Source organism: Serratia grimesii NBRC 13537 (genome assembly GCF_001590905.1).
In the GTDB taxonomy this organism is placed as follows: domain Bacteria; phylum Pseudomonadota; class Gammaproteobacteria; order Enterobacterales; family Enterobacteriaceae; genus Serratia; species Serratia grimesii.
The window spans coordinates 72,888-94,921 of the sequence record NZ_BCTT01000019.1 but is presented as its reverse complement, the minus strand read 5'-3'; the positions used below and the strand labels follow the sequence as shown (position 1 = coordinate 94,921).

Sequence of the window (22,034 nt, the reverse complement as noted above, 5' to 3'; positions counted from 1 at the left end):
CGGACTGATGGCTTGCACAACGCGGGATTAACAACAGCGGCAAGCCTGCTTTTCCAGAGTAATTTAGCCGATTCTCAGGAGTGATAATGCAGGTTTTACACGTATGTTCTGAAATGTTCCCTCTGTTGAAAACCGGGGGGCTCGCAGACGTGGTTGGCGCATTACCGACAGCTCAGATCGCCGAAGGTGGCGATGTTCGGGTGTTATTGCCCGCTTTTCCTGACGTGCGCAACGGCATACCGGATTCGGTGCTGGTGGCGGAAATCGATTCTTTCGCCGGCCGGGTTGGCCTGCGTTACGGTACCTACCACGGCGTGGGTATCTATCTGATCGACGCTCCTTGGTTGTACGAGCGGCCAGGCAGCCCGTATCACGACCAATCCATGAATGCCTATTCCGATAACCATCGGCGCTTTGCCCTGTTGGGCTGGATAGCTTGTGAACTGGCCAAAGGGCTGGATCGCTACTGGCGACCGCAAGTGGTGCATGCTCATGATTGGCATGCCGGGTTGGCTTGTGCCTATCTGGCGGCCAACGGCCACCCTGCGCGTTCTATTTTTACCGTGCATAATCTGGCCTATCAGGGGCTGTTTTCCGCCCACCACGTACCGGAAGTGTGGTTGCCACCTTCGTTCTACAATGTTTACGGTCTGGAGTTTTACGGCCAGATGTCATTCTTGAAAGCAGGCTTGTATTACGCCGATCACATCACTGCCGTTAGCCCGACGTACGCGCGTGAAATTACCCGACCGGAGTTCGGCTACGGTATGGAAGGGTTGTTACAAGAACGCCACCGGCAGGGGCGGCTGAGCGGCATTCTCAATGGTGTGGATGACAAGATTTGGGACCCTTCCCACGATCCGCGCCTGACCGCGCGCTATGACGCCGACAATTTGAAAAACAAAGCCAAGAATAAACTTCATCTGCAGAAAGCCATGGGGCTGAAGGTCGATGAGTCGCTGCCAGTGTTTGCGGTTGTGAGCCGCCTCACCAGCCAAAAAGGGCTGGATCTGGTATTGGAAGCGCTGCCCGCGTTGTTGGAGCAAGGTGGCCAATTGGCCCTGTTAGGGGCCGGTGATGCGGTGTTGCAGCAGGCGTTTCTGGCTGCTGCTGCTGACTACCCGGAACAGGTTGGTGTACAGATTGGTTACCATGAGGCCTTTTCACATCGCATTATCGGCGGGGCGGATGTGATCATGGTACCAAGTCGGTTCGAACCCTGCGGGCTAACCCAACTTTATGGCCTGAAATACGGCACGCTTCCACTGGTGCGTCGCACCGGTGGGCTGGCGGACACGGTGGTAGATTGCGCGCTGGAGAATCTGGCCGACGGCAGCGCCAGCGGATTTGTCTTTGATGATTGTGATGCCGCCGCACTGGGCAACGCCATTCGGCGCGCCATGGTGCTGTGGAGTAGGCCTAAGCATTGGCGTCACGTCCAGCGCCACGCAATGAGCGTGGATTTTGGCTGGCAGGTTGCGGCAAAGGAATACCTCTCGCTTTATCAACGCTTGTTGTAAGCGTTATGACATACAGAGACACCCACGATTGCAGGTTGTAGGGGCGTAGCATGCTGCGCCCATGTTTAGTGGGACGCATGTATTCCGGGGCGAATATATGCGCCCCCTTCAGGGGATCGAAAAGCTATGACTTCACCGATTAGTTACACCTCACCCACGGTCAGTGTTGAAGCGCTGAAACACTCTATTGCCTATAAGTTAATGTTTATTGTTGGCAAGGACCCCGCTATCGCTAATCAGCATGATTGGCTGAACGCCGTGCTGTTTGCGGTGCGCGACCGCATGGTGGAACGCTGGCTGCGCTCTAATCGTGCACAACTTTCACAGGATGTGCGTCAGGTGTATTACCTGTCGATGGAGTTCCTGATTGGCCGGACGCTGTCCAATGCCTTGCTGTCGATGGGAATTTATCAGGATATCGACGATGCGCTAAATGAGATGGGGCTGAGCCTCAGTGACCTGTTGGAGGAAGAGAACGATCCAGGTCTGGGTAACGGTGGCTTAGGGCGTCTGGCTGCCTGTTTCCTTGATTCGTTGGCAACGTTAGCGCTGCCGGGGCGTGGCTACGGCATTCGCTATGAATACGGCATGTTCAAACAAAATATCGTCAATGGTCAGCAAATGGAGTCGCCAGACTATTGGTTGGAATACGGTGATCCGTGGGAATTCCCACGCCATAATACCCGCTATAAGGTGCGTTTTGGCGGTCGGATCCAACAAGAGGGTGCCAAGGCGCGGTGGGTGGAAACCGAAGAGGTGGTCGCTACCGCTTATGATCAAGTGATCCCGGGTTTTGATACCGATGCGACCAACACGCTACGGTTGTGGGGCGCCCAAGCCAGTAACGAAATCAATTTGGGTAAATTCAATCAGGGTGATTATTTTGCGGCGGTTGAGGATAAAAACCATTCGGAAAACGTATCACGCGTGCTGTACCCAGATGACTCCACGTATTCGGGGCGTGAACTCCGCCTACGGCAGGAATATTTCCTGGTGTCGGCCACGGTGCAGGATATCCTCAACCGTCACTGGATGATGCATAAGACCTTCGACAATCTGGCGGACAAGATTGCCATTCACCTGAATGACACTCACCCGGTATTGTCGATTCCGGAGCTGATGCACCGGTTGATCGATGAACATAAATTTAGCTGGCTTGACGCTTGGGCGGTGGTGGAGCAGGTGTTCTCCTATACCAACCACACCCTGATGAGCGAAGCATTGGAAACCTGGCCGTTGGATATGATCGGTAGGATCTTACCGCGCCACTTGCAGCTGATTTTCGAGATCAACGATCACTTCCTCAAGCATGTGCAAGAGGTAGCGCCGGGCGACAACGAGTTGCTGGCACGCGTGTCGATCATTGATGAAACCAACGGTCGCCGGGTGCGTATGGCCTGGTTGGCGGTAGTCGCGAGTCACAAGGTTAACGGTGTTTCAGCGCTGCACTCCGAGCTTATGGTGCAATCGCTGTTTGCCGATTTCGCGCATATCTTTCCAGATCGTTTCTGCAATAAAACCAACGGTGTTACGCCACGCCGTTGGTTGGGTCTGGCTAACCTGCCGCTTTCCTCGGTACTCGATGACAGCATTGGCCAGACCTGGCGCACCGATCTCAGCCAGCTGAGCGAGATCAAGGCGAATGTTGATTACCCGAGCTTCCTACAAGCGGTGCAGGCTGCCAAGCGACAGAACAAGGAGCGGCTGGCTGCTTACATTGCGAAAACGCTGAATGTGGTGGTCAATCCGGATGCGTTATTCGATGTACAGATTAAACGTATTCACGAATACAAACGGCAACTGCTTAACGTACTGCACGTGATCACACTGTATAACCGTCTATTGCAAGATCCGGAAACTGAACGGGTGTCGAGGGTTGTGATCTTTGCCGGTAAGGCAGCTTCAGCCTATTACGCAGCCAAGCAGATCATCCGCCTGATCAACGACGCGGCTAAAGTGATCAACAATGATCCGCGAGTGCATACTCAATTGAAAGTGGTGTTTATCCCGAACTACGGCGTCAGTTTGGCGCAGATGATCATCCCGGCGGCGGATCTGTCTGAGCAGATCTCATTGGCGGGCACCGAGGCGTCGGGTACCAGTAACATGAAGTTTGCTCTCAACGGTGCGCTGACTATCGGCACGTTGGATGGTGCCAACGTAGAGATGCTGGAGCACGTGGGTGAAGAGAATATCTTTATCTTCGGTAATACCGCAGAACAGGTAGAGGAACTGCGGCGCAATGGGTATAACCCGCATCAGTACTATGAGCAGGATCCCGAGCTGCATCTGGCGCTGACCCAGGTCGCGACTGGTACGTTCAGCCCTGAGGAGCCAAAGCGTTACAGCAATCTGTTTGATTCACTGGTTAATCTGGGGGATCACTACCAGCTGTTGGCCGATTACCGCAGCTATGTGGATACGCAGGACAAAGTGGATGAGGTGTACCGTAATCAGGATGACTGGACACGGCGAGCGATATTGAATATTGCCAATATGGGGTACTTCTCGTCTGATCGTACCATCCAGGAATACGCAGATGAAATCTGGCACATCAAGCCGATTAAACTGTAATAAAAAAAGGGCCGGATAACCGGCCCTTTTTACGCGTTATCTCAGGACGCCAGAGACAGCGTTTTCGCTTTCGCGTGTTCTGCCAGCCAGGTTTTGACCCGTGCTTGCTGTGCTTCATCCAGCCACATACCCAATTTGGTACGACGCCAGATAGCATCTTCCAATTCCACTACCCACTCTTTGTCGATCAGGTAGCGCAGTTCAGCTTCGTACAAGCCGTGGCCGAACTCTTCACCCAGATCGTTGAGGCTCTTGGCATCGGCCAGAATCAGTTCGCTGTGGCTACCGTAGGTGCGTGCATAGCGGCGTGCCAATGATTCAGGCAACCAGCTGTGTTCACGGCGCAGTTTCGCAGCATAACTGTCGCGATCGCCACCGATATCGCCGCCTGGCAGTGAACCGTTTTTGGTCCATGCCGGACCGCAGCCAGGGTAGTAGTGTGCCAGTTTTTCCATCGCATGCTCTGCCAGCTTGCGATAGGTGGTCAGCTTGCCACCGAACACGGACAGCAATGGTGCTTTACCTTGTTCGTCATGCACGTCCAGGGTGTAATCACGGGTAACTGCCTGTGGTGAGTCTGATTCATCATCGCACAGCGGACGGACACCGGAGTAAGTCCAAACAATATCGTCACGGCCCAACTGCTTCTTAAAGTGGTCGTTGTACACTTTCAGCAGGTAGTTGATTTCGTTATCGTCGATCTTCACGTCTTTCGGATCGCCGTGATACTCCACGTCGGTGGTACCGATGATGGAGAACTCATCGTTCCATGGGATCACAAAGACGATACGGTGGTCTTCATTTTGCAGAATATAGGACTGCGGTTGGTCATGCACACGCGGTACCACAATGTGGCTGCCTTTGATCAGACGGATACCGTAAGGGGATTTCAGCTTCAGGCCATCATCGAAGAAGTGTTTCACCCATGGGCCAGTGGCATTCACCAGGCCTTTGGCACGCCAGGTAAAGGTTTTGCCGCTGTCGACATCAACCGCTTCCACCATCCACAGGCCGTTTTCACGCCATGCGCGGGTCACTTTGGTACGGGTACGGACTTCACCGCCACGTTTTTCGACTTCCTGGGCGTTTAATACCACCAGGCGAGCATCGTCGACCCAGCAGTCGGAATATTCGAAACCGCGCTTCAATTCTGGCTTCAGCACCGATTCTGGTCCAAAGCGCAAACCCTTGCTGCCTGGCAGGCTGGTGCGTTTGCCCAGGTGATCGTACAGGAACAGGCCGATTCGGATCATCCAGGCTGGACGCAGATGAGGCTGGTGCGGCAGGCGGAAGCGCATTGGGAAGGCAATATGCGGTGCCAGTTTCAACAGTACTTCACGTTCGGCCAGCGCTTCGCTTACCAGACGGAATTCGTAATGTTCCAGGTAGCGCAGGCCACCGTGGATCAGTTTGGAACTGGCGGAAGACGTAGCACAGGCCAAGTCTTGCGCTTCCAGTAGCAGAACGGACAGCCCGCGCCCGGCAGCATCCGCCGCGATGCCGGCACCGTTGATGCCGCCACCGATAACGATCAAGTCTTTGGTTTCCACGTCAACTTCCTCCAGATGTTCGAAATAGCTCTTTCATGTTCGTTTTCGCTCATGATTGTAATCAAAAACCAACAAACAAGCCAAGACTTAACCAAACAAAAACATTTAGGCGTGATAGAGGTAACAGTTTGATGATAGTAGTTATACAAAGTGAAGGGGTATGGCAGTCAGGCATTGCAGGGTTCAGCAGGCTGAACCCAGTCTAAAACGGCAGGTCTGGCGGGGATAGCGTAGGGTTAAATGAACGGTAAAAGACTCAGCACAACTCCAGCTGGACATCGTACTGTTCGATGATTTTCATTACGCTTGGCGGCGGCAGTTGATCGGTAAACAGGTAGTCGATCAGGTTCATATTGCCGAGGTTAACCATGGCATTGCGGCCGAATTTGGAGTGGTCGGTAACCAGCATGACGCAGCGTGAGTTTTCGATAATTGCGCGTTTGGTGCGCACTTCGTGATAGTCGAATTCAAGCAGTGAGCCATCCATATCGATGCCGCTGATGCCCAGAATGCCGTAATCGAGACGGAACTGAGAGATAAAATCCAGCGTGGCCTCGCCCATGATGCCACCATCACGGGTGCGTACTTCACCGCCAGCCAAGATCAGACGAAAATCCTCCTTGGCGGTCAGCAGGGTAGCGACGTTCAGATTATTGGTTACTACGCGCAAGTTTTTGTGGTTCATCAGCGCGTGGGCGACCGCTTCTGGCGTAGTGCCAATGTCGATAAACAGCGTAGCGCCGTCAGGGATCTGGCTGGCGACACGCTGGGCGATACGCGCTTTTTGTTCCGACCACATCACCTTGCGATCGTTATAGGCGGCGTTGACTGAACTGGAAGGCAACGCTGCACCACCATGGTGGCGTTGGATTTTGTTTTGATCGGCCAGGTCATTCAAATCACGGCGAATCGTTTGCGGGCTGACGTCAAAATGTTCGACCAGTTCTTCCGTGCTGACATAACCTTGCAGACGTACCAGCTCGATAATTGCGTCATGACGCTGTGTTTGCTTCACGATAATCCCCTATACCCTAAATAATTCGAGCCGTATCGCGGCGGTAAGTCCGTGAATCCCCAGGAGCATAGCGAACTATGTGACTGGGGTGAATGGACGCAACCAACAAAGATGCAGCGTGAAGTATGACGGTTATAAAACGCCTGGCTTGTACCTGGCTGTTATTGTTCGTTGTGCGCCCGATGACGCGTGTCCCAAAATGCCATCAATAACCCTAACACTAAACCGGCCACGTGTGCCGCGTTAGCGATCGACATTCCTAAAATATCGAAATACCCGGCAACCAGCCACAGAACGGAAAACACCATCAGACCGCGCGGTAGCATCAGGCCACGTTCAGGTGCCCGCTCGCCGCTGAGCCAACAATACCCCATCAATGCGTAGACTACGCCGGACAGACCGCCGAACAGGGCTCCACTGAACAGAGATTGTGCCCAACCGCTGAAGAAGGCCGAAACGACGGCGAGTACGAACAGTTTGCCGGCACCGAGGCGTTTTTCCATCGGGCCACCGAGATACCACCACCACATCAGGTTAAAGGTAATATGCAGCAGTGAGAAATGCAGGAAGGCGTGGCTGACCCAGCGCCACAGTTGCAGGTATTGGCTGCTGTCTTGTGGCCAGGAAAGCCAGTACATCACGGTGTCGTCGCCCAGGACTTGCATCAGGATATACACCGCAATGCACAACACCATCACACTCAACGTCAGTGGTCCGGCCTTGCTGTACAGAGTTTGCAGATAGGAATAGCCCTGATAGTGCAGTTCGGTGTTGGTATTCCCAGCCTGCCAACTGGCGGCGCGATAGCGACTATTGAGCGGATCGACCAGGAACTGCTGGAGTTCGTGCTGTACTTGCTCCAGATGGCTGTCGTCAGCCAGCCAGATTTCCGCAGCTTCGCCCGTATTGTGCACCCTAAGCTCAATGTTTTGTGTCGCCATGTAATCGACAAAGGCCTGCGCCAGGCGGGGATTGGATACGGCGATGACTCGAACCATAGGTATTCCGTTTAATGAGATGATTTAGCCGTCGGTTACCCTGGCGGCGTTGACGGCTGATTATACCGTCGAAATCCTGAGCGCAGGCAACGGATCTGCGAAAAACCAGCAAAAACACGCACTAACGACGCGAGAAAGAACCCCGCCGATGGTGGCGGGGAGAATTATGCGGAGGTTTCAACGTCCTGCGGATACTGGCGAGCCCAGGCTTCAAAGCCACCGTCGATGCTGTACACCGCATCAAACCCTTGATGCAGCAGGTATTGTGCTGCACTGCGGCTGCTGTTGCCGTGGTAGCACATCACCATCACCGGCCGATCAAAATCGTTTTGCTGCATAAATGTCTGCAGGCTCGCGTTAGTGAGGTGAAAGGCGCCTGGCGTGTGCCCAGCTTCAAAACTTTGTGGATCGCGGATATCGACCAAGGCGGCGCTATCATCTTTCCAACGGCTGTGCGCCTGCTCAACGTTGATCGCTTCAAACTGTTCCATACTGCTGACTGCCTCGTAATATGAATATGCCGCCATTGTAGTCAATTTCGCGGTAATTAAGACCAGATGAAGATTAGGGTTTATTACACCTGGCGTACTTCAACGTGGTTTCTGACGAACGACGCCTCGGTATGAATCGTCATCTTTTCGTAGTGGTCATTGAGGAGTTCAATTTGCGCCGTCACATTGAATCCTAACTTACGGTACAGTGCTTTGAGATGCGGTTTTTTTGTATCTGCCAGTAGGCCGACTTTATTGAGTCCTTGTAACCTGGATTCTTCAACGACACGGCTAATCAGCGACTTTGCTATCCCACGTCCTCGGCACTCCGGCAGGACAGCCAGGGAATCTATATATATTTCATCGTGCTCTGATTCATTGTCCATTTCAGCTCGCTGTTCTGTTATGGCTGTGAATCGCGACTCATCTTCTCCTTTGAAATACAGGATGCAGCCCAGAATTTTTTCCTTGTCCCGAGCGACGAAGACATTTTTGTAGCCAAAATACACATCATTGCGGCCGAAGTTCATTTCATACTGAAACAGGGCTTCGTTGATATCGTCTTTACCAGACAGGGCCAGTACAGCATCTTTATCCGCCAGTGCGATAAGCCTTACGACTTCTGCTGCATCTGATTTTTTAGCGTTATCTATAACCACATCTTTCACTATCCATTGTTCCTTTCGGTATTCGTCAGGCACCGTAGCCCATCATCTTCAGGAGTTGCTGCGCCTGTTGTACCGCTTCCTGGCGATGGGCCACGCCCAGCTTCTGATACAGATTACGGATATGGGTTTTTATGGTGGTGGCGGCCACGTCCAATTCCCCGGCGATCTGATCGTTGCTGTAGCCAGAATAAATCAGCCCCAAAACCTGCCATTCGCGCTGTGTCAGCGGACTGGTGCGGATGAGTTCCGGCACCTGTGGGTGAGTTAGCAGCTTATCGACGAAGTTCTCGTCAAAGTGTGCGAACTTATGCCGATGATGCTGATTGATGTCACGCAGAATACGTTGGGCGCGATGGTTTTCCAACTCCGGCAGTGTATTGAGCTGAATCAGTTGGCGTAACTGCTGCGCCATCGCTTCTCCCTCAATGACAAAGTGGCTGATAAAGCCGGTGCGACTGGCCAATGACAGAGCTTCCATCAGGACCTTTTGCGCGTCGCTTTTGCGATCCATCTGCCAATAAAGCTGGTTGCTAAGCAGCAGGTTACGGTTCAAATCACTGACCAGTCGCAGGCGGCGGGCATTTTCGTTGAGTTCATCCAGAACCACTTCGGCTTCTTCATACTGACCCAGCATGATTTGGACCCGCGCGATGTTGCGCCACTGGCCCTGCATAAAGTGGTTATCCGCCATACCGGGTTTTTCCGTCTGGCGCAGCCATTGAGCCGCAGCGGTGGTATCGCCGGTCATCTGCCAGTGGATCACGCGTGGTTTGTCCGCGTTGGTGAGCCAGTCACGGTGGTATTGGGTACCGTGCAACAGCACTTCGCAACGTTGCATATGCGCATTGGCGTTATCCAGATCGCCACGCGCCAGTGAACACTTGGCCAGCATAGCGATGCACTGCAACTGTTGCTGCGGCTGATAGTTAGCCAGGATTTTTAGGCCTTCGCGAGCGGCATCCTCCGCTTCATCCAGGCGCGCCCATGACCACAGTATCTGCGAACGAATGCGCAACAGGAACTCATGCATCGGTAACTGTTCCAGATGCTGTTCGCGCACCAATTCAAACGCTTTGTCCTGTGTTTCGTAAGCAGCTTGCAGGAAACCCTGAGCAATCAGGATCTCGCTTTGCTGCAACAACGCCCACAGTGCGTAGTGGTAAGCCTGATGACGCCGAGCCATTTGCTCCGTTTGTTGCATCATCGGCAGCGCACGGGCTAACTCGCCCTTGCAATGATGCACTTCGCCGGTCACCGAGGTCGCAACGATACGGCTGTAATAGCTGGAAAGCGGTAAAAACTTCAGCGCTTCAGTGGCCAAACGTTCGGCCTCTTCCGGCTTACCTGCGTTGATGGCGACCTGTGCACGCAAGGCATCAAATTCAGCATGCAGGGTGCGGTCGACGTCAATTTTTTGTTCGCGCATTGCTTGCTCTGCGCGTTCCAGTAGCGTGTTCACTTCGATGTAGCGGTGCTGGCTTTGCGCTAACCAGGCCTGTAGCAGCGCCAGTTTGGGATTTTGGATCAGACGTTCATAGGGCAGTGCATTCAAACACTCTTCCAGCAGGGCCAATTCACTGTGGTGAAACAGTGACCATGCGTGTTGCAGCAGGATATCGCGCAGCATACTGACATCACTGGCTGCCAGTGCGTGATGAATGGCCTCCGCCGGGTAACCTAACGCCAGCCAACCCTCGGCGGCGGCGCGGTGTAAGCCCGGTAACTCCAACGCCAGCTCCCATTGGCAGCGTTGACGCAGGAAGGTGGCGAACAAAGGATGGAAGCAGAACCATTCACCGCTATCGTCCATGCGATGGATAAACAGCCCTTGGCGTTCAAGCTCTTCTAACCGTTGCTGACCGTTGTCTTCACCGGTCAGACGCACAATCAGCGCATCATTCATTGAGCGCAGTACCGAACAACGCAGCAAGAAGGCACGCGCATCGGCATCGACGTGATCCAGTACTTCGTCCACAAGATAATCTGACAGATGGCTGGCGTTCAGCCCAGCCAGGCGTTTGGCCGATTGCTGTGCGGAAGAGGTGGATTGTCGTGCGGACAGCGCAATCAACTGTAGCGCAGTGGCCCAACCTTCGACTTCATCGCACAGGCGGCTACTGTCTTGCTGTTCCATAGGCGCAACCAGACGGCAGTCGAAGAACTGCTTGGCTTCATGATGGGTGAATGCCAGTTGTTGCGTACCCATTTCCAATAATTGATCGCGCACGCGCAAATTGGCGATGCCGAGAGGTGGCAGAGTGCGGGAAAGCAGGATCAGCGTCAGGTTTTCTGGTTGGTGACGCAGGAAGAAGCGCATGGCTTCATGGATAACGTCATTGGTGATCAGGTGGTAGTCGTCAATCACCAGGTATAAGGGCTGGTGCCAATCGGAAAGTTCGATAAACACTTGGGCGAACAGCGCTGACAAGCTGGCGTACTGATGCTTTTGACTTAGCGCCTCGCTCTTCACACAGTGGCCACCGCTGGCGTGTTGCAAAGCGGCAATCAGATAACTGGCGAAGCGTTCGGGTTGATTATCGCTTTCATCCAGCGAATACCAGCCTAAATCTGACTTACCGGCCGCCCATTGTGCGACCAGCGTCGTTTTCCCGTATCCCGCAGGGCAATTGACCAATGTCAGGCGATAGTTGGCCGTGCTGGCTAATTTAGCCAACAGGCGATCGCGGATCACGGTATTTTGCAGCCGTACCGGACGGCTCAGTTTTGATGGGATCAGCATAGTATTCCAGAGTGAAAATCGCGGTGCCCGCCGCCGAAGGTCTGCCCGATGGCATTCATTTCTTCGCGACGCCTGCCGGGATCAGAGTGGGGTTAATTATTTTATGGCTCGTAATTAATCCCCCTCCTAAGTTCTGACAACGTTAAACGTATTGCAACAAGGTTCAGCATTGGCTTGGAGTTATATTGCTATTGATCACACTTTTTTACGTTTGCAGGCAATTCCCTGTGGAATAGCAGGGTTGTGGCGCGGTTTGGTGATGCAGGTGCAGGAAAGCATTTCCGGGTGTGTGCGACACTACAGACACTGCAATAACTATGCTAACGTTATTGAACAAGTTTTCACCGTATTCTCAGTGCTCGTCGCGTTCGTCGGTGGGCTTTTTTGCATGATGCAAGGGAGTCAAAAAGTGCCTGAGATCACAATTTTAGCTACGCCCCAATCCTCCTCCCCAGCTAATCCCCAGGCGGGATGATGCCTTCACTGTTTCTCCCCGGCACGATAACGGTAATTTGACCCACTTACTGGATAGAGAGTTTTCCTTATGTCACAGCCTACGCTTAAAAAGGATGCTTTTCTGGCGGCACTGACCCGTCAGTGGCAACAGTTTGGCCTCAGTTCTGCACAACAGATGACCCAACACCAATGGTGGGAAGCGGTAAGCCGCGCACTGGCCGAACAGTTGGCGGCACAACCGGCACCGCGGAAAAGCAGTAAGCCACTACGCCATGTGAACTACATTTCGATGGAGTTTCTGATTGGTCGTCTGACGGCCAACAACCTGATTAACCTGGGCTGGTATGACACCGTCGAGCAGGCATTGGCGGAGCAGGATATCAAGCTGGCAGATTTACTGGAGCAGGAAACCGACCCGGCGTTGGGCAATGGTGGGCTGGGGCGTTTAGCGGCCTGTTTCCTGGATTCGATGGCAACGGTGGAACAACCGGCCACCGGTTATGGGCTGAATTACCAATATGGCTTGTTCCGCCAGTCGTTCAGTGGTGGACAGCAACAAGAAGCGCCGGATAACTGGCAACGAGAAAGTTATCCGTGGTTCCGCCACAATGCCGCGTTATCCGTAGATGTAGGCATTGGCGGCAAACTGGAAAAACTGGCCGATGGCCGCGAACTTTGGCGCCCGGCGTTTACCCTGCGCGGTGAGGCCTGGGATCTGCCGGTATTGGGCTTCCGGAATGGCGTGACTCAGCCGCTACGTCTGTGGCAAGCAACCCATCAGCATCCCTTTGATCTAAGTGATTTCAACGACGGCAAATTCCTGCAGGCGGAGAAACAGGGTGTAGATGCGGCCAAACTGACTAAAGTGCTGTACCCGAATGATAATCATCAGGCGGGCAAGCGTCTGCGCCTGATGCAGCAATACTTCCAGTGCGCCTGTTCGGTGGCAGATATTCTGCGTAAGCACCATCTGGCGGGCCGCAAGATTGAAGACCTGCCAAAATTCGAAGTGATCCAGCTTAACGATACCCACCCAACCATCGCCATTCCGGAAATGCTGCGCATTCTACTGGATGAGCACCAATTGGACTGGGATGCGGCCTGGGCGATCACCAGCAAAACGTTCGCCTACACCAACCACACTCTGATGCCTGAAGCGCTGGAATGTTGGGATGAGAAGTTGGTACGCAGCTTGTTGCCACGCCATTTCTCCATCATCAAACAGATCAACGCCAACTTCAAAAAGCTGGTGGAAAAACACTGGCCGGGTGACGACGCGGTATGGGCTAAGCTGGCTGTACACCATAACAAGCAAGTGCGTATGGCGAACCTGTGTGTCGTCAGCGGCTTTGCGGTAAATGGGGTGGCACAGCTGCACTCTGATCTGGTCGTGAAAGATCTGTTCCCGGAATATCACCAACTCTGGCCAAACAAATTCCATAACGTCACCAACGGCATTACGCCACGCCGCTGGCTCAAGCAGTGTAACCCGGCGCTATCAGGGCTGATTGATGAAACGCTGAAGGTGGAATGGGCGAACGATCTTGATGCGCTTAAAGGGTTGGAGAAATACGCTGATGATGCAGCGTTCCGTCAGCGTTATCAGCAAATCAAACGCGATAATAAAGTCGTATTGGCAAATTACGTGCATGACGTAATGGGGTTAACGCTGAACCCTGACGCGATTTTCGACGTGCAGATTAAACGCCTGCATGAATATAAACGCCAGCATCTGAACCTGCTGCACATTCTGTCGCTGTATCGTCAACTGCGTGATAACCCACAGTTGGATATTGTCCCGCGTGTGTTCCTGTTCGGTGCCAAAGCGGCACCAGGGTACTACCTGGCGAAGAACATCATTTACGCGATCAACCAGGCAGCGGAAAAGATCAACAACGATCCGCTGGTGAAAGATCGACTGAAAGTGGCCTTTATTCCTGACTACCGGGTGTCTGTCGCTGAATTGATGATCCCGGCGGCGGATATCTCTGAGCAAATTTCCACCGCTGGCAAAGAAGCCTCGGGTACCGGCAATATGAAGCTGGCGTTGAACGGTGCGCTGACGGTTGGCACGCTGGATGGTGCTAATGTGGAAATCGCCGAGCAAGTAGGTGAAGACAATATCTTTATCTTCGGCAATACCGTGGATCAGGTGAAGGCGTTGCTGGCGAAAGGCTATGATCCGCTCAGCTACCGTAAGAAAGATAAGCATTTAAAAGCGATCCTGGACGAACTGGCGAGTGGTGCATTCAGTCATGGTGACAAGCATGCATTCGACATGATGCTGCACAGCCTGCTGGAAGGTGGTGACCCTTATCTGGTGCTGGCGGACTTTGCTTCTTACTGCAAAGCTCAACAGCAGGTTGATGAACTTTATCGTGACCGTGATGAATGGACGCGACGAACTATTCTTAACACCGCGCGTGTCGGTATGTTCAGTTCGGATCGTTCGATCCGCGACTACCAGCAGCGTATCTGGCAAGCCAAGCGTTAGGGAGAGTGAATGGATCGCAAGGTCATCGATCAGGCGGCTGCTCAGGCGGGTATCGCTGCTGATTATATTAATGCTCATGGTAAACAACAGGCGATTGCCGAGGATACCAAGCGCAGACTGCTGGACGCGATGGGGCGGGATACGGTCCCATTGGAAGCGGTAATGACGCCGCTTCCGACGGTGAAGGTGTTCTATGAAGGGGCGCCAGTGGCCTTACCGCTTGCGGGTAGTGGTGAGTATCTCTGGACGTTACAGCGTGAGGACGGCCGCCAACAACAGGGGCGAGCCAGCGCACGTAAAACATTTACCCTGCCAGGTGAATTACCACCGGGTTATCACCAACTGACGTTGACACAGGACGAACAGCATTGGCAGTGCAGGTTGATTGTGGCGCCTAAACGCTGCTTTGAGCCCGATGCCTTACTGACTGGAAAAAAACTCTGGGGGGCCTGTGTCCAGCTTTATACCTTGCGATCCGATCGTAACTGGGGCATCGGCGACTTCGGCGATTTACGGCAGATGGTTGAGCAAGTGGGGGAACGGGGCGGCGCTTTTGTCGGGTTGAATCCGATCCACGCGTTATATCCCGCTAATCCGGACAGTGCCAGCCCGTACAGCCCGTCATCGCGCCGCTGGCTGAACGTTGTCTATATCGACGTGAACGCGGTGGAGGATTTTCAGCGCAACGACGCCGCACAGAAATGGTGGCTGAAGCCGGCAACGCAAAAAAAGCTGGCCCAAGCGCGTAACAGCAAGCTGGTGGATTACAGCACGGTAACGCAGTTGAAGCTGGCGGCGCTGAAGTTGGCGTTCCCGCTCTTCCAGGCTCGTAAAGCCGGTGACGGACAGCGTCAGGCGTTTGAACAGTTTGTTATTGAGGGCGGTGAAAGCCTGTATCAGCAGGCTGCGTTTGATGCGTTGCATGCCCATCTTGCCGCAGAAGACAGTAGTCTGTGGGGGTGGCCGGCCTGGCCGGAACAATACCAGCAGGGTGATAGCGCGGCAATTAAGCAGTTCTGCCAGCAACAGCAGGATCAGGTAACTTTCTACCTGTGGTTGCAGTGGCTGGCTGCCAGCCAGTTTGCGGAGTGTTTCCGCCAAAGCCAGCAACAGCAAATGCCGATTGGCCTGTACCGCGATTTGGCGGTCGGTGTTGCAGAAGGTGGTGCGGAAACCTGGTGTGAGCGTGAGCTTTACTGCCTGAAGGCCTCGGTCGGGGCGCCACCGGACATTCTGGGGCCACTGGGGCAAAACTGGGGCCTGCCACCGATGGACCCGCACGTAATGGCTGCACGTGGTTACCAACCGTTTATCGATCTGTTGCGCGCCAATATGACCAGTTGCGGCGCGTTGCGTATCGACCACGTGATGGCGCTACTGCGTTTGTGGTGGATTCCTTATGGTGAAACCGCCGTTCACGGTGCCTATGTAAAATATCCGGTGGATGATTTACTGGCGGTATTGGCGCTGGAAAGCCAACGTCATCGCTGCATGGTGATTGGTGAGGACCTCGGCACTGTTCCGGTGGAGATTGTCGGCAAGTTACGCGACAGCGGCGTCTATTCCTATAAAGTGCTGTATTTCGAACGTGACGGTGAGAACCACTTCCGCGCACCGCAGGCTTATCCCGTACAAGCCATGGCGACCATCACCACGCACGATCTGCCAACGTTGCGCGGCTACTGGCAAAGTGATGATCTGCAGCTTGGTAACTCGTTGGGATTGTATCCAGATGCAGAGGTCCTGAAAGCGCTATTTGCCGATCGCGAACGTGCCAAGCAGGGATTGTTGGACGGGCTGCATCACTATGGCTGTGTGCCGCTGAAGGTAGGTAAAAAGGCTGCGTTGTTGAATATGAGCCCATTACTTAATCGGGGCTTACAGCGCTATGTTGCCGACAGCGCCAGTGCATTATTGGGGCTTCAGCCGGAAGATTGGTTGGACATGGCTGACCCGGTTAATATTCCCGGTACCAGCGATCAATACCCTAACTGGCGACGCAAACTGACTCACACCTTGGAGGAGATGTTTGCCGATCAGCAGGTTAACCGACTGCTTAAGGACTTGGACAAGCGGCGGCGTAAGGTATCGGTAGGATAATTGACGTAAAAATGCCGGATTTGGTGAACCGAATCCGGCATTTTTTTATCCACTGTAGGGCATCTTGCCCTGGAACAGGGGATTAATAGTAAGAGTGCTCGCCGCGCTGATGCTCGGTCAAATCGCGCACGCCTTTCAGTTCAGGGAACTTCTGCAGCAGCTCTTTCTCGATGCCTTCCTTCAGGGTCACATCGACCATGGAACAGCCGTTACAACCGCCGCCGAATTGCAGGATAGCCAGGCTGTCGTCGGTGATTTCCATCAGCGTCACGCGGCCGCCATGGCCCGCCAACTGTGGGTTGATCTGTGACTGAAGCACGTATTCAACACGTTCCATCAGCGGTGCATTGTCATCAACCTTGCGCATTTTGGCGTTTGGCGCTTTCAGTGTTAACTGAGAGCCCAATTGGTCGGTGACGAAGTCGATTTCGGCATCGTCCAGATACGGTTTGCTCAGCTCGTCGATATAGGCGGACAGTTTTTCGAACTTCAGCTCGGTGTCTGTCGCTTCAACGGCGTCCGGCGGGCAATAAGAGACACCGCATTCGGCCGTAGGCGTACCCGGATTGATCACGAATACGCGGATTTGGGTGCCTTCCTCTTGGTTTGCCAATAGTTTGGCAAAGTGTTCCTGTGCAGTATCTGTTATACGAATCATGGCATTAGCTCGTTAGTTCAAATAGTTGACTTCTATACTAGGTTATAATACGCCCATTGCCGTGGCACTACAACGTGCGGCAAACGCACCAGATTTGTATTGATGCAACGCCTTGCCGCTGTAATAGCTTAGCAATTTCCGCCACCGTGCTACCCGTCGTGACCACATCATCCAACAAGGCAACATGCCGACCCATTAAAGGTTCATGGCAGCGAAATGCACCGCGTAAATTGCGCCGCCGCACACTGGCGGTTAGATGTTGCTGTGGTGCGGTTTTACGTACCCGGCTCAGGGCTGCGGGGCGATAGTCGCACCCTAACCAGTAGGCCAAAGGCCGTGCCAGCAGATCGCTCTGGTTATAGCCGCGCTGCCAGCAACGTTTTGCCTGTAAGGGTACAGCTAAAATGACATCGGGTCTGTTCAGATATTGCTCTCGATGTGCCTGTTGCCAGTTTAATAATATTAGCCGTGCCAACAGCGGGGCCAGTTCCGGTGTGTGTTGAAACTTGAATTTTCTGATCAGCTGGCGCAACGGGGCTTGATAATCGGTGACGAACACCAGTGCCTGCCAGGGGGGAGGTTGTTGCAGGCAGCGACCACAGGGCAGCGTGGCGTCTCCCGCGGGCAGACCGCAACGTGGGCAGCAAAGCGGTTTTGCGGGTAAATGATGCAGGCAGTAGCTGCAGATGCCGTGGCGATGAAGACGTAATGGTTGTCGGCATAGCCAACAACGGCTTTGGATTGATAGCATAGCCGTCCTCCCTGACGGATGAGAATGAAGGACAATAACTGATGACAGCGTTGTACTGGCAAACTATAGGTGAAGGCGATCGCGATCTTGTGCTGTTGCACGGCTGGGGACTGAATGCACAGGTGTGGAGTTGCATGTTAGAGCGACTGACGCCGCATTTCCGGCTACATCTGGTTGATCTGCCAGGGTATGGCCGTAGCCAAGGTTTTGGGGCTATGTCACTTGAACAGATGGCAGAGACAGTATTAGCAGCTGCACCGGAAAACGCCTGGTGGTTAGGCTGGTCGCTTGGCGGGCTAGTGGCCAGCCAGATTGCGCTCATGCAGCCGCAACGGGTACGTGGGTTGATTACCGTGGCTTCTTCGCCATGCTTTGCGGCTAAGGATGATTGGCCAGGGATTCGTCCTGAAGTGTTAAGTGGTTTTCAACATCAGTTGGGGCAAGATTTTCAGCGTACCGTAGAGCGTTTTTTGGCATTACAAACGTTAGGTACGGAAAGCGCACGGCAGGACGCCCGTCAACTGAAGTCTGTGGTGCTTAACCAGCCGATGCCCAGCGTTGAAGTTCTAAATGGTGGGCTGGAGATGCTGCGTACGACCGATTTCCGCGAGCCACTGGCAGTGCTGACGCTTCCATTGTTGCGAATTTACGGCTATTTGGACGGATTAGTGCCACGTAAGGTCGCTGGTTTGCTTGATGCCATGTGGCCGCACTCACCATCGGCCATTATTGCGAAAGCTGCCCATGCGCCATTTATTTCTCATCCTGATGAGTTCGCAGAAATTATCTGTACCTTTGTGGCTGAAAATGGGATCCGGCCCCAAAACGCACAATAAAGCGCTAAAAAAAGAGCCGCTTAGTGGATAAAAAATAAACCTGTTCAATACTTAGGGGGGTAACTGCGTTGGCTGGAAAATGAAAAAAACGCTCGCGGTTTTTTCACTTTGGCGTTTCGTCTCTGGGAAAACGGCTCTCGTCAGGGAAAGCAACGAGGTCTGAAGATGTCACGGCAGCCGGTGTTATTACGCATTTACTCTGGACGGCTTTCATAATAAATAAATTATCCATTGAGAGGTATTGTAATGAAATCTTTGAAAATGATTATTGCCGCGTTGGTTGTGGGTTCAGTGTCTTTCAGCACCATGGCAGCAACCATGCTGACCAAGGAAGATCTGGACAAGAACCCGGGTAAATACGAGAAAGTGGGTACCGTAACCACCACCGCACAAACCACGTCGCCGATGGATGCGAAAGATGAATTGTCCAAACTGGCTGATGAAAAAGGCGGGCAATATTACGTTATTCTGGCAGGTCGTGAGCACGGCAAGTTCAGCGCTATTGCTGACGTGTACAAAGACAAGAAATAACGATTGATTAAGAAGGGGGCGCCTTTGTGCCGCGCCCCAATCTTCACTTCTTCAGACGATATACTACCGTACTGCACCCCTGGCCCTCTGGGCAGCTTTTGCAACTGCCGCTTAGACAGGCGCTGTTGTCCTGCTCGATACGCTCCACCTTACCCATCGCAATTAAACGTTCCAGCATGGCCTGTACCAGCGGCAATGGGGCCGCCAACTGGCGGCTGAGCTGAAGCGCCTGCACGCTGCCATGCAGTGCCAAGGCATCGCGGATCTGCAGCAGGCCAGCCATCAGTGGCAGTTACCTTTGCTGCTTTGGCAACAGGCTACTGGGGTTGCGTTGCCCAGACGCACGGTTACCCGGCTGCGTGCTCGCCGCAGGCCAAACAAGATCAACAGATTGAACAGCACCACAATGGTGATTGCTGTCAGGCTGTATTGCGGGTGTTGGGCGAAAGTGGCTGTTTGATAAAATAGCGTGGCCAACGAGTAGGCAATATTCAGCCCCCAGAGAATGGAGAAGGTCATCCAACCGCGGCTGGACTCACGGGCGATGGCTCCCATAACCGAGACGCAAGGTACGTACAGCAGCACAAAAATCAGGTAGCTGTAGGCGGAAATCCCGGAACCGAATTTGCTGCTCATTACCCCCATTGAGCCAACGTCCATTTCCCCGTCGCCCTTACTGGCCTCAATCGGGTTGGACAGTACGCTCAGGCTGAACGTGTCTTTCAGACCCTGCCAGGTGGTATCCAGCGCGCCACCCAGTTCGTCTAACAGATTAAAGTTGGCGGCATCAAACTCGGTGTTATTGATACGCTCGGCGGTGTACAGGGTGTTCAATGTGCCAACTACAACTTCTTTTGCCATAGCACCGGTCACCAGACCGACGGTGGCCTGCCAGTTGTCGTTATGGACGCCCATTGGTTGCAGCAGCGGTGTCAGCACTTTGGACACCGACGCCAAAGCGGAATCATTAATGTCATCTACCGGCTTGCCGCTGAACGAAAAGCTATTCAAACCGCCAATGAAGATACTGGCAATCACGATCACTTTACCTGCGCGCAGGACGAAGCCTTTCAGGCGTTGCCAGGTCTGCAATAGCAGGCTCTTCAAGTGCGGGACATGGTAAACCGGCAGCTCCATGACGAAGGGAGAGGCTTCACCGCGCATGATGGTGTATTTGAGCACTAACCCGGTAAGGATCGCGACCACAATGCCGAGCATGTACAGTGAGAACACCACCCCTGCACCGTCCTGACCAAAGAAGGCGGCAGCAAACACTGCGAAGATCGCCAACCGGGCACCGCAGGACATGAAAGGGGCCATCATGATGGTAATCAAACGCTCACGCTGCGCATCCAATGTGCGGGCACCCATGATGGATGGCACGTTGCAGCCGAAGCCGACAATCAGAGGCACGAAAGATTTACCCGGTAGCCCGAGCGCTTGCATCAAGCGATCCATGACAAACGCCGCCCGCGCCATATAGCCGGAGTCTTCAAGGAAAGACAGGAACAGGTACATCATGCCGATTTGCGGCACCAACGGTAGCACCGTGTTGATGCCGCCTCCGACGCCCTGAGCCAGGAAAATGGTTAGCCATTCAGGGAAATGCAGTGTGTAGCCCAACCATTGAATGCCCTGGATAAAGATCGCTGCCGAGCCGATATCGAAAATCGGCTGCAGAGCGCCGCCGAGGTTGATCGCCAGCAGGAACATCAAATACATCACCAGCAGGAATATAGGGACGCCCAGCCAGCGATTAAGGATCACCTTGTCCAATGCCTCGGTCAGGCGGTTCGGCATGGCTTGTTGCGAGTTGCTAACAGCGTCGCACAGGGTGGCAATCGACTGATAACGTGCATCGGCGATCACCAGTGCAGGGTCTTCCTGATGTTGTTGTTGGAGTGCCTGTCGGGCTGCCGGCAGCAGGGCAGCCGCAGGACCGGCTAACGTATGACTGTAGATATCGCCTTCCAGCATTTGCAGGGCCAGCCAACGGCGTTGCTCGCTTGGAAGGGTTTGCGGCATGGCATCGCTCAGTGTTGCCACTTCTTTGAGCAGCAGCGGTGGGTAGTTCACCAGCGCTTTTAATTCGTTGAACTGATGATTGTCGATCATCTGCTTGAGCACACCAATACCGTCGGCTTTGGTGGACACCAGTGGTACGACTGGACAGCCAAGGCGGGCAGACAGTGCGGCGATATCAATCTCAATCTTTTGGCTTCGGGCGATATCCAACATGTTCAGCGCGACAATGCAGGGAATGCCCAGTTCCAACAGCTGCAGTGTCAGGTACAGGTTGCGTTCCAGGTTGGAAGCATCGACCACGTTGATCAGCAGATCGGCATCGCCGCTCAGGATGTAGTGGCAGGCGATCTGCTCATCGAGCGAGGTTTGTTCCGAAATGGTGGTCAGAGAGTAGGTGCCGGGGAGATCGACCAGTTTGACCTGTGACTGTGGTGTAGTGAATAGGCCTTCTTTACGTTCTACCGTCACGCCAGCCCAGTTACCGACCCGCTGGCGCGCCCCGGTAAGCTGGTTGAACAGCGTTGTCTTACCGGAGTTGGGGTTGCCTATTAAGCCAATAGTGAGTTTTTTCATAATTTAGCGTGATATCAGTCAATGGAAATTGGGCCAGGCGATGTGCGTGGCCAA

The 22,034-nt window shown here is 53.7% G+C and carries 16 protein-coding genes; 6 read left to right on the top strand and 10 right to left on the bottom strand.

Annotation, left to right across the window (positions count from 1 at the left end; all coding sequences use genetic code 11):
• Positions 1-86 precede the first annotated feature (86 nt).
• Both glgA and glgP read left to right on the top strand, forming a co-directional pair.
• Positions 87-1,520 (top strand): glycogen synthase GlgA, encoded by a 1,434-nt coding sequence (gene glgA / locus SGR01S_RS21350; protein WP_061808523.1) that lies wholly within the window; start codon positions 87-89, stop codon positions 1,518-1,520.
• Positions 1,521-1,646: 126 nt separating this feature from the next.
• Entirely contained in the window at positions 1,647-4,094 is a 2,448-nt protein-coding gene (glgP, locus tag SGR01S_RS21345; RefSeq protein ID WP_061808522.1) for a glycogen phosphorylase, read from the top strand.
• 41 nt (positions 4,095-4,135) lie between these two features.
• Here glgP and glpD read toward each other — a convergent pair whose 3' ends face one another.
• From glpD to malT, 6 genes are all read right to left on the bottom strand, one after another.
• Positions 4,136-5,644, bottom strand: a complete 1,509-nt coding sequence (gene glpD / locus SGR01S_RS21340; protein ID WP_061808521.1) for a glycerol-3-phosphate dehydrogenase — start codon at positions 5,642-5,644, stop codon at positions 4,136-4,138.
• A gap of 256 nt (positions 5,645-5,900) precedes the next feature.
• Positions 5,901-6,659: a DeoR/GlpR family transcriptional regulator gene (locus tag SGR01S_RS21335; RefSeq protein ID WP_020837378.1), complete on the bottom strand. Its 759-nt coding sequence runs from the start codon at positions 6,657-6,659 to the stop codon at positions 5,901-5,903.
• Between the two features lie 161 nt (positions 6,660-6,820).
• Positions 6,821-7,657, bottom strand: coding sequence for a rhomboid family intramembrane serine protease GlpG (gene glpG / locus SGR01S_RS21330; protein WP_037426557.1), 837 nt, complete (start codon positions 7,655-7,657; stop codon positions 6,821-6,823).
• Between the two features lie 164 nt (positions 7,658-7,821).
• Positions 7,822-8,148: a thiosulfate sulfurtransferase GlpE gene (gene glpE, locus SGR01S_RS21325; RefSeq protein WP_020837374.1), complete on the bottom strand. Its 327-nt coding sequence runs from the start codon at positions 8,146-8,148 to the stop codon at positions 7,822-7,824.
• A gap of 83 nt (positions 8,149-8,231) precedes the next feature.
• On the bottom strand, positions 8,232-8,816 hold the full coding sequence (locus SGR01S_RS21320; RefSeq protein WP_037426555.1) for a GNAT family N-acetyltransferase: 585 nt from the start codon (positions 8,814-8,816) through the stop codon (positions 8,232-8,234).
• A 25-nt stretch (positions 8,817-8,841) separates the two neighbouring features.
• Positions 8,842-11,556 (bottom strand): HTH-type transcriptional regulator MalT, encoded by a 2,715-nt coding sequence (gene malT / locus SGR01S_RS21315; protein WP_061808520.1) that lies wholly within the window; start codon positions 11,554-11,556, stop codon positions 8,842-8,844.
• A gap of 544 nt (positions 11,557-12,100) precedes the next feature.
• Here malT and malP point away from each other — a divergent pair.
• Both malP and malQ read left to right on the top strand, forming a co-directional pair.
• The gene (gene malP, locus SGR01S_RS21310; protein WP_037426553.1) at positions 12,101-14,506 is read left to right on the top strand and encodes a maltodextrin phosphorylase; all 2,406 of its coding nucleotides are present in this window, start codon (positions 12,101-12,103) and stop codon (positions 14,504-14,506) included.
• Between the two features lie 9 nt (positions 14,507-14,515).
• A complete protein-coding gene (gene malQ, locus SGR01S_RS21305) occupies positions 14,516-16,606 on the top strand; it encodes a 4-alpha-glucanotransferase (RefSeq protein WP_061808519.1) in 2,091 nt (696 codons plus the stop codon).
• An 82-nt stretch (positions 16,607-16,688) separates the two neighbouring features.
• On the opposite strand, the gene nfuA is transcribed toward malQ, so the two are convergent.
• Positions 16,689-17,264, bottom strand: coding sequence for a Fe-S biogenesis protein NfuA (nfuA, locus tag SGR01S_RS21300; RefSeq protein WP_012147309.1), 576 nt, complete (start codon positions 17,262-17,264; stop codon positions 16,689-16,691).
• 67 nt (positions 17,265-17,331) lie between these two features.
• The gene (gene gntX, locus SGR01S_RS21295) at positions 17,332-18,015 is read right to left on the bottom strand and encodes a DNA utilization protein GntX (protein ID WP_061808518.1); all 684 of its coding nucleotides are present in this window, start codon (positions 18,013-18,015) and stop codon (positions 17,332-17,334) included.
• 41 nt (positions 18,016-18,056) lie between these two features.
• On the opposite strand from gntX, the gene bioH reads away from it, so the two are divergent.
• Positions 18,057-18,851: a pimeloyl-ACP methyl ester esterase BioH gene (gene bioH, locus SGR01S_RS21290; RefSeq protein ID WP_061808517.1), complete on the top strand. Its 795-nt coding sequence runs from the start codon at positions 18,057-18,059 to the stop codon at positions 18,849-18,851.
• 246 nt (positions 18,852-19,097) lie between these two features.
• Positions 19,098-19,382 (top strand): YdgH/BhsA/McbA-like domain containing protein, encoded by a 285-nt coding sequence (locus SGR01S_RS21285; RefSeq protein WP_037426542.1) that lies wholly within the window; start codon positions 19,098-19,100, stop codon positions 19,380-19,382.
• 43 nt (positions 19,383-19,425) lie between these two features.
• Here the strand turns inward: SGR01S_RS21285 and SGR01S_RS21280 are convergent, their stop codons facing one another.
• Positions 19,426-19,665: a FeoC-like transcriptional regulator gene (locus SGR01S_RS21280; RefSeq protein ID WP_061808516.1), complete on the bottom strand. Its 240-nt coding sequence runs from the start codon at positions 19,663-19,665 to the stop codon at positions 19,426-19,428.
• The gene (feoB, locus tag SGR01S_RS21275; RefSeq protein WP_061808515.1) at positions 19,665-21,980 is read right to left on the bottom strand and encodes a Fe(2+) transporter permease subunit FeoB; all 2,316 of its coding nucleotides are present in this window, start codon (positions 21,978-21,980) and stop codon (positions 19,665-19,667) included. The genes SGR01S_RS21280 and feoB overlap by 1 nt, the downstream gene beginning before the upstream one ends.
• Positions 21,981-22,034: the final 54 nt, after the last annotated feature.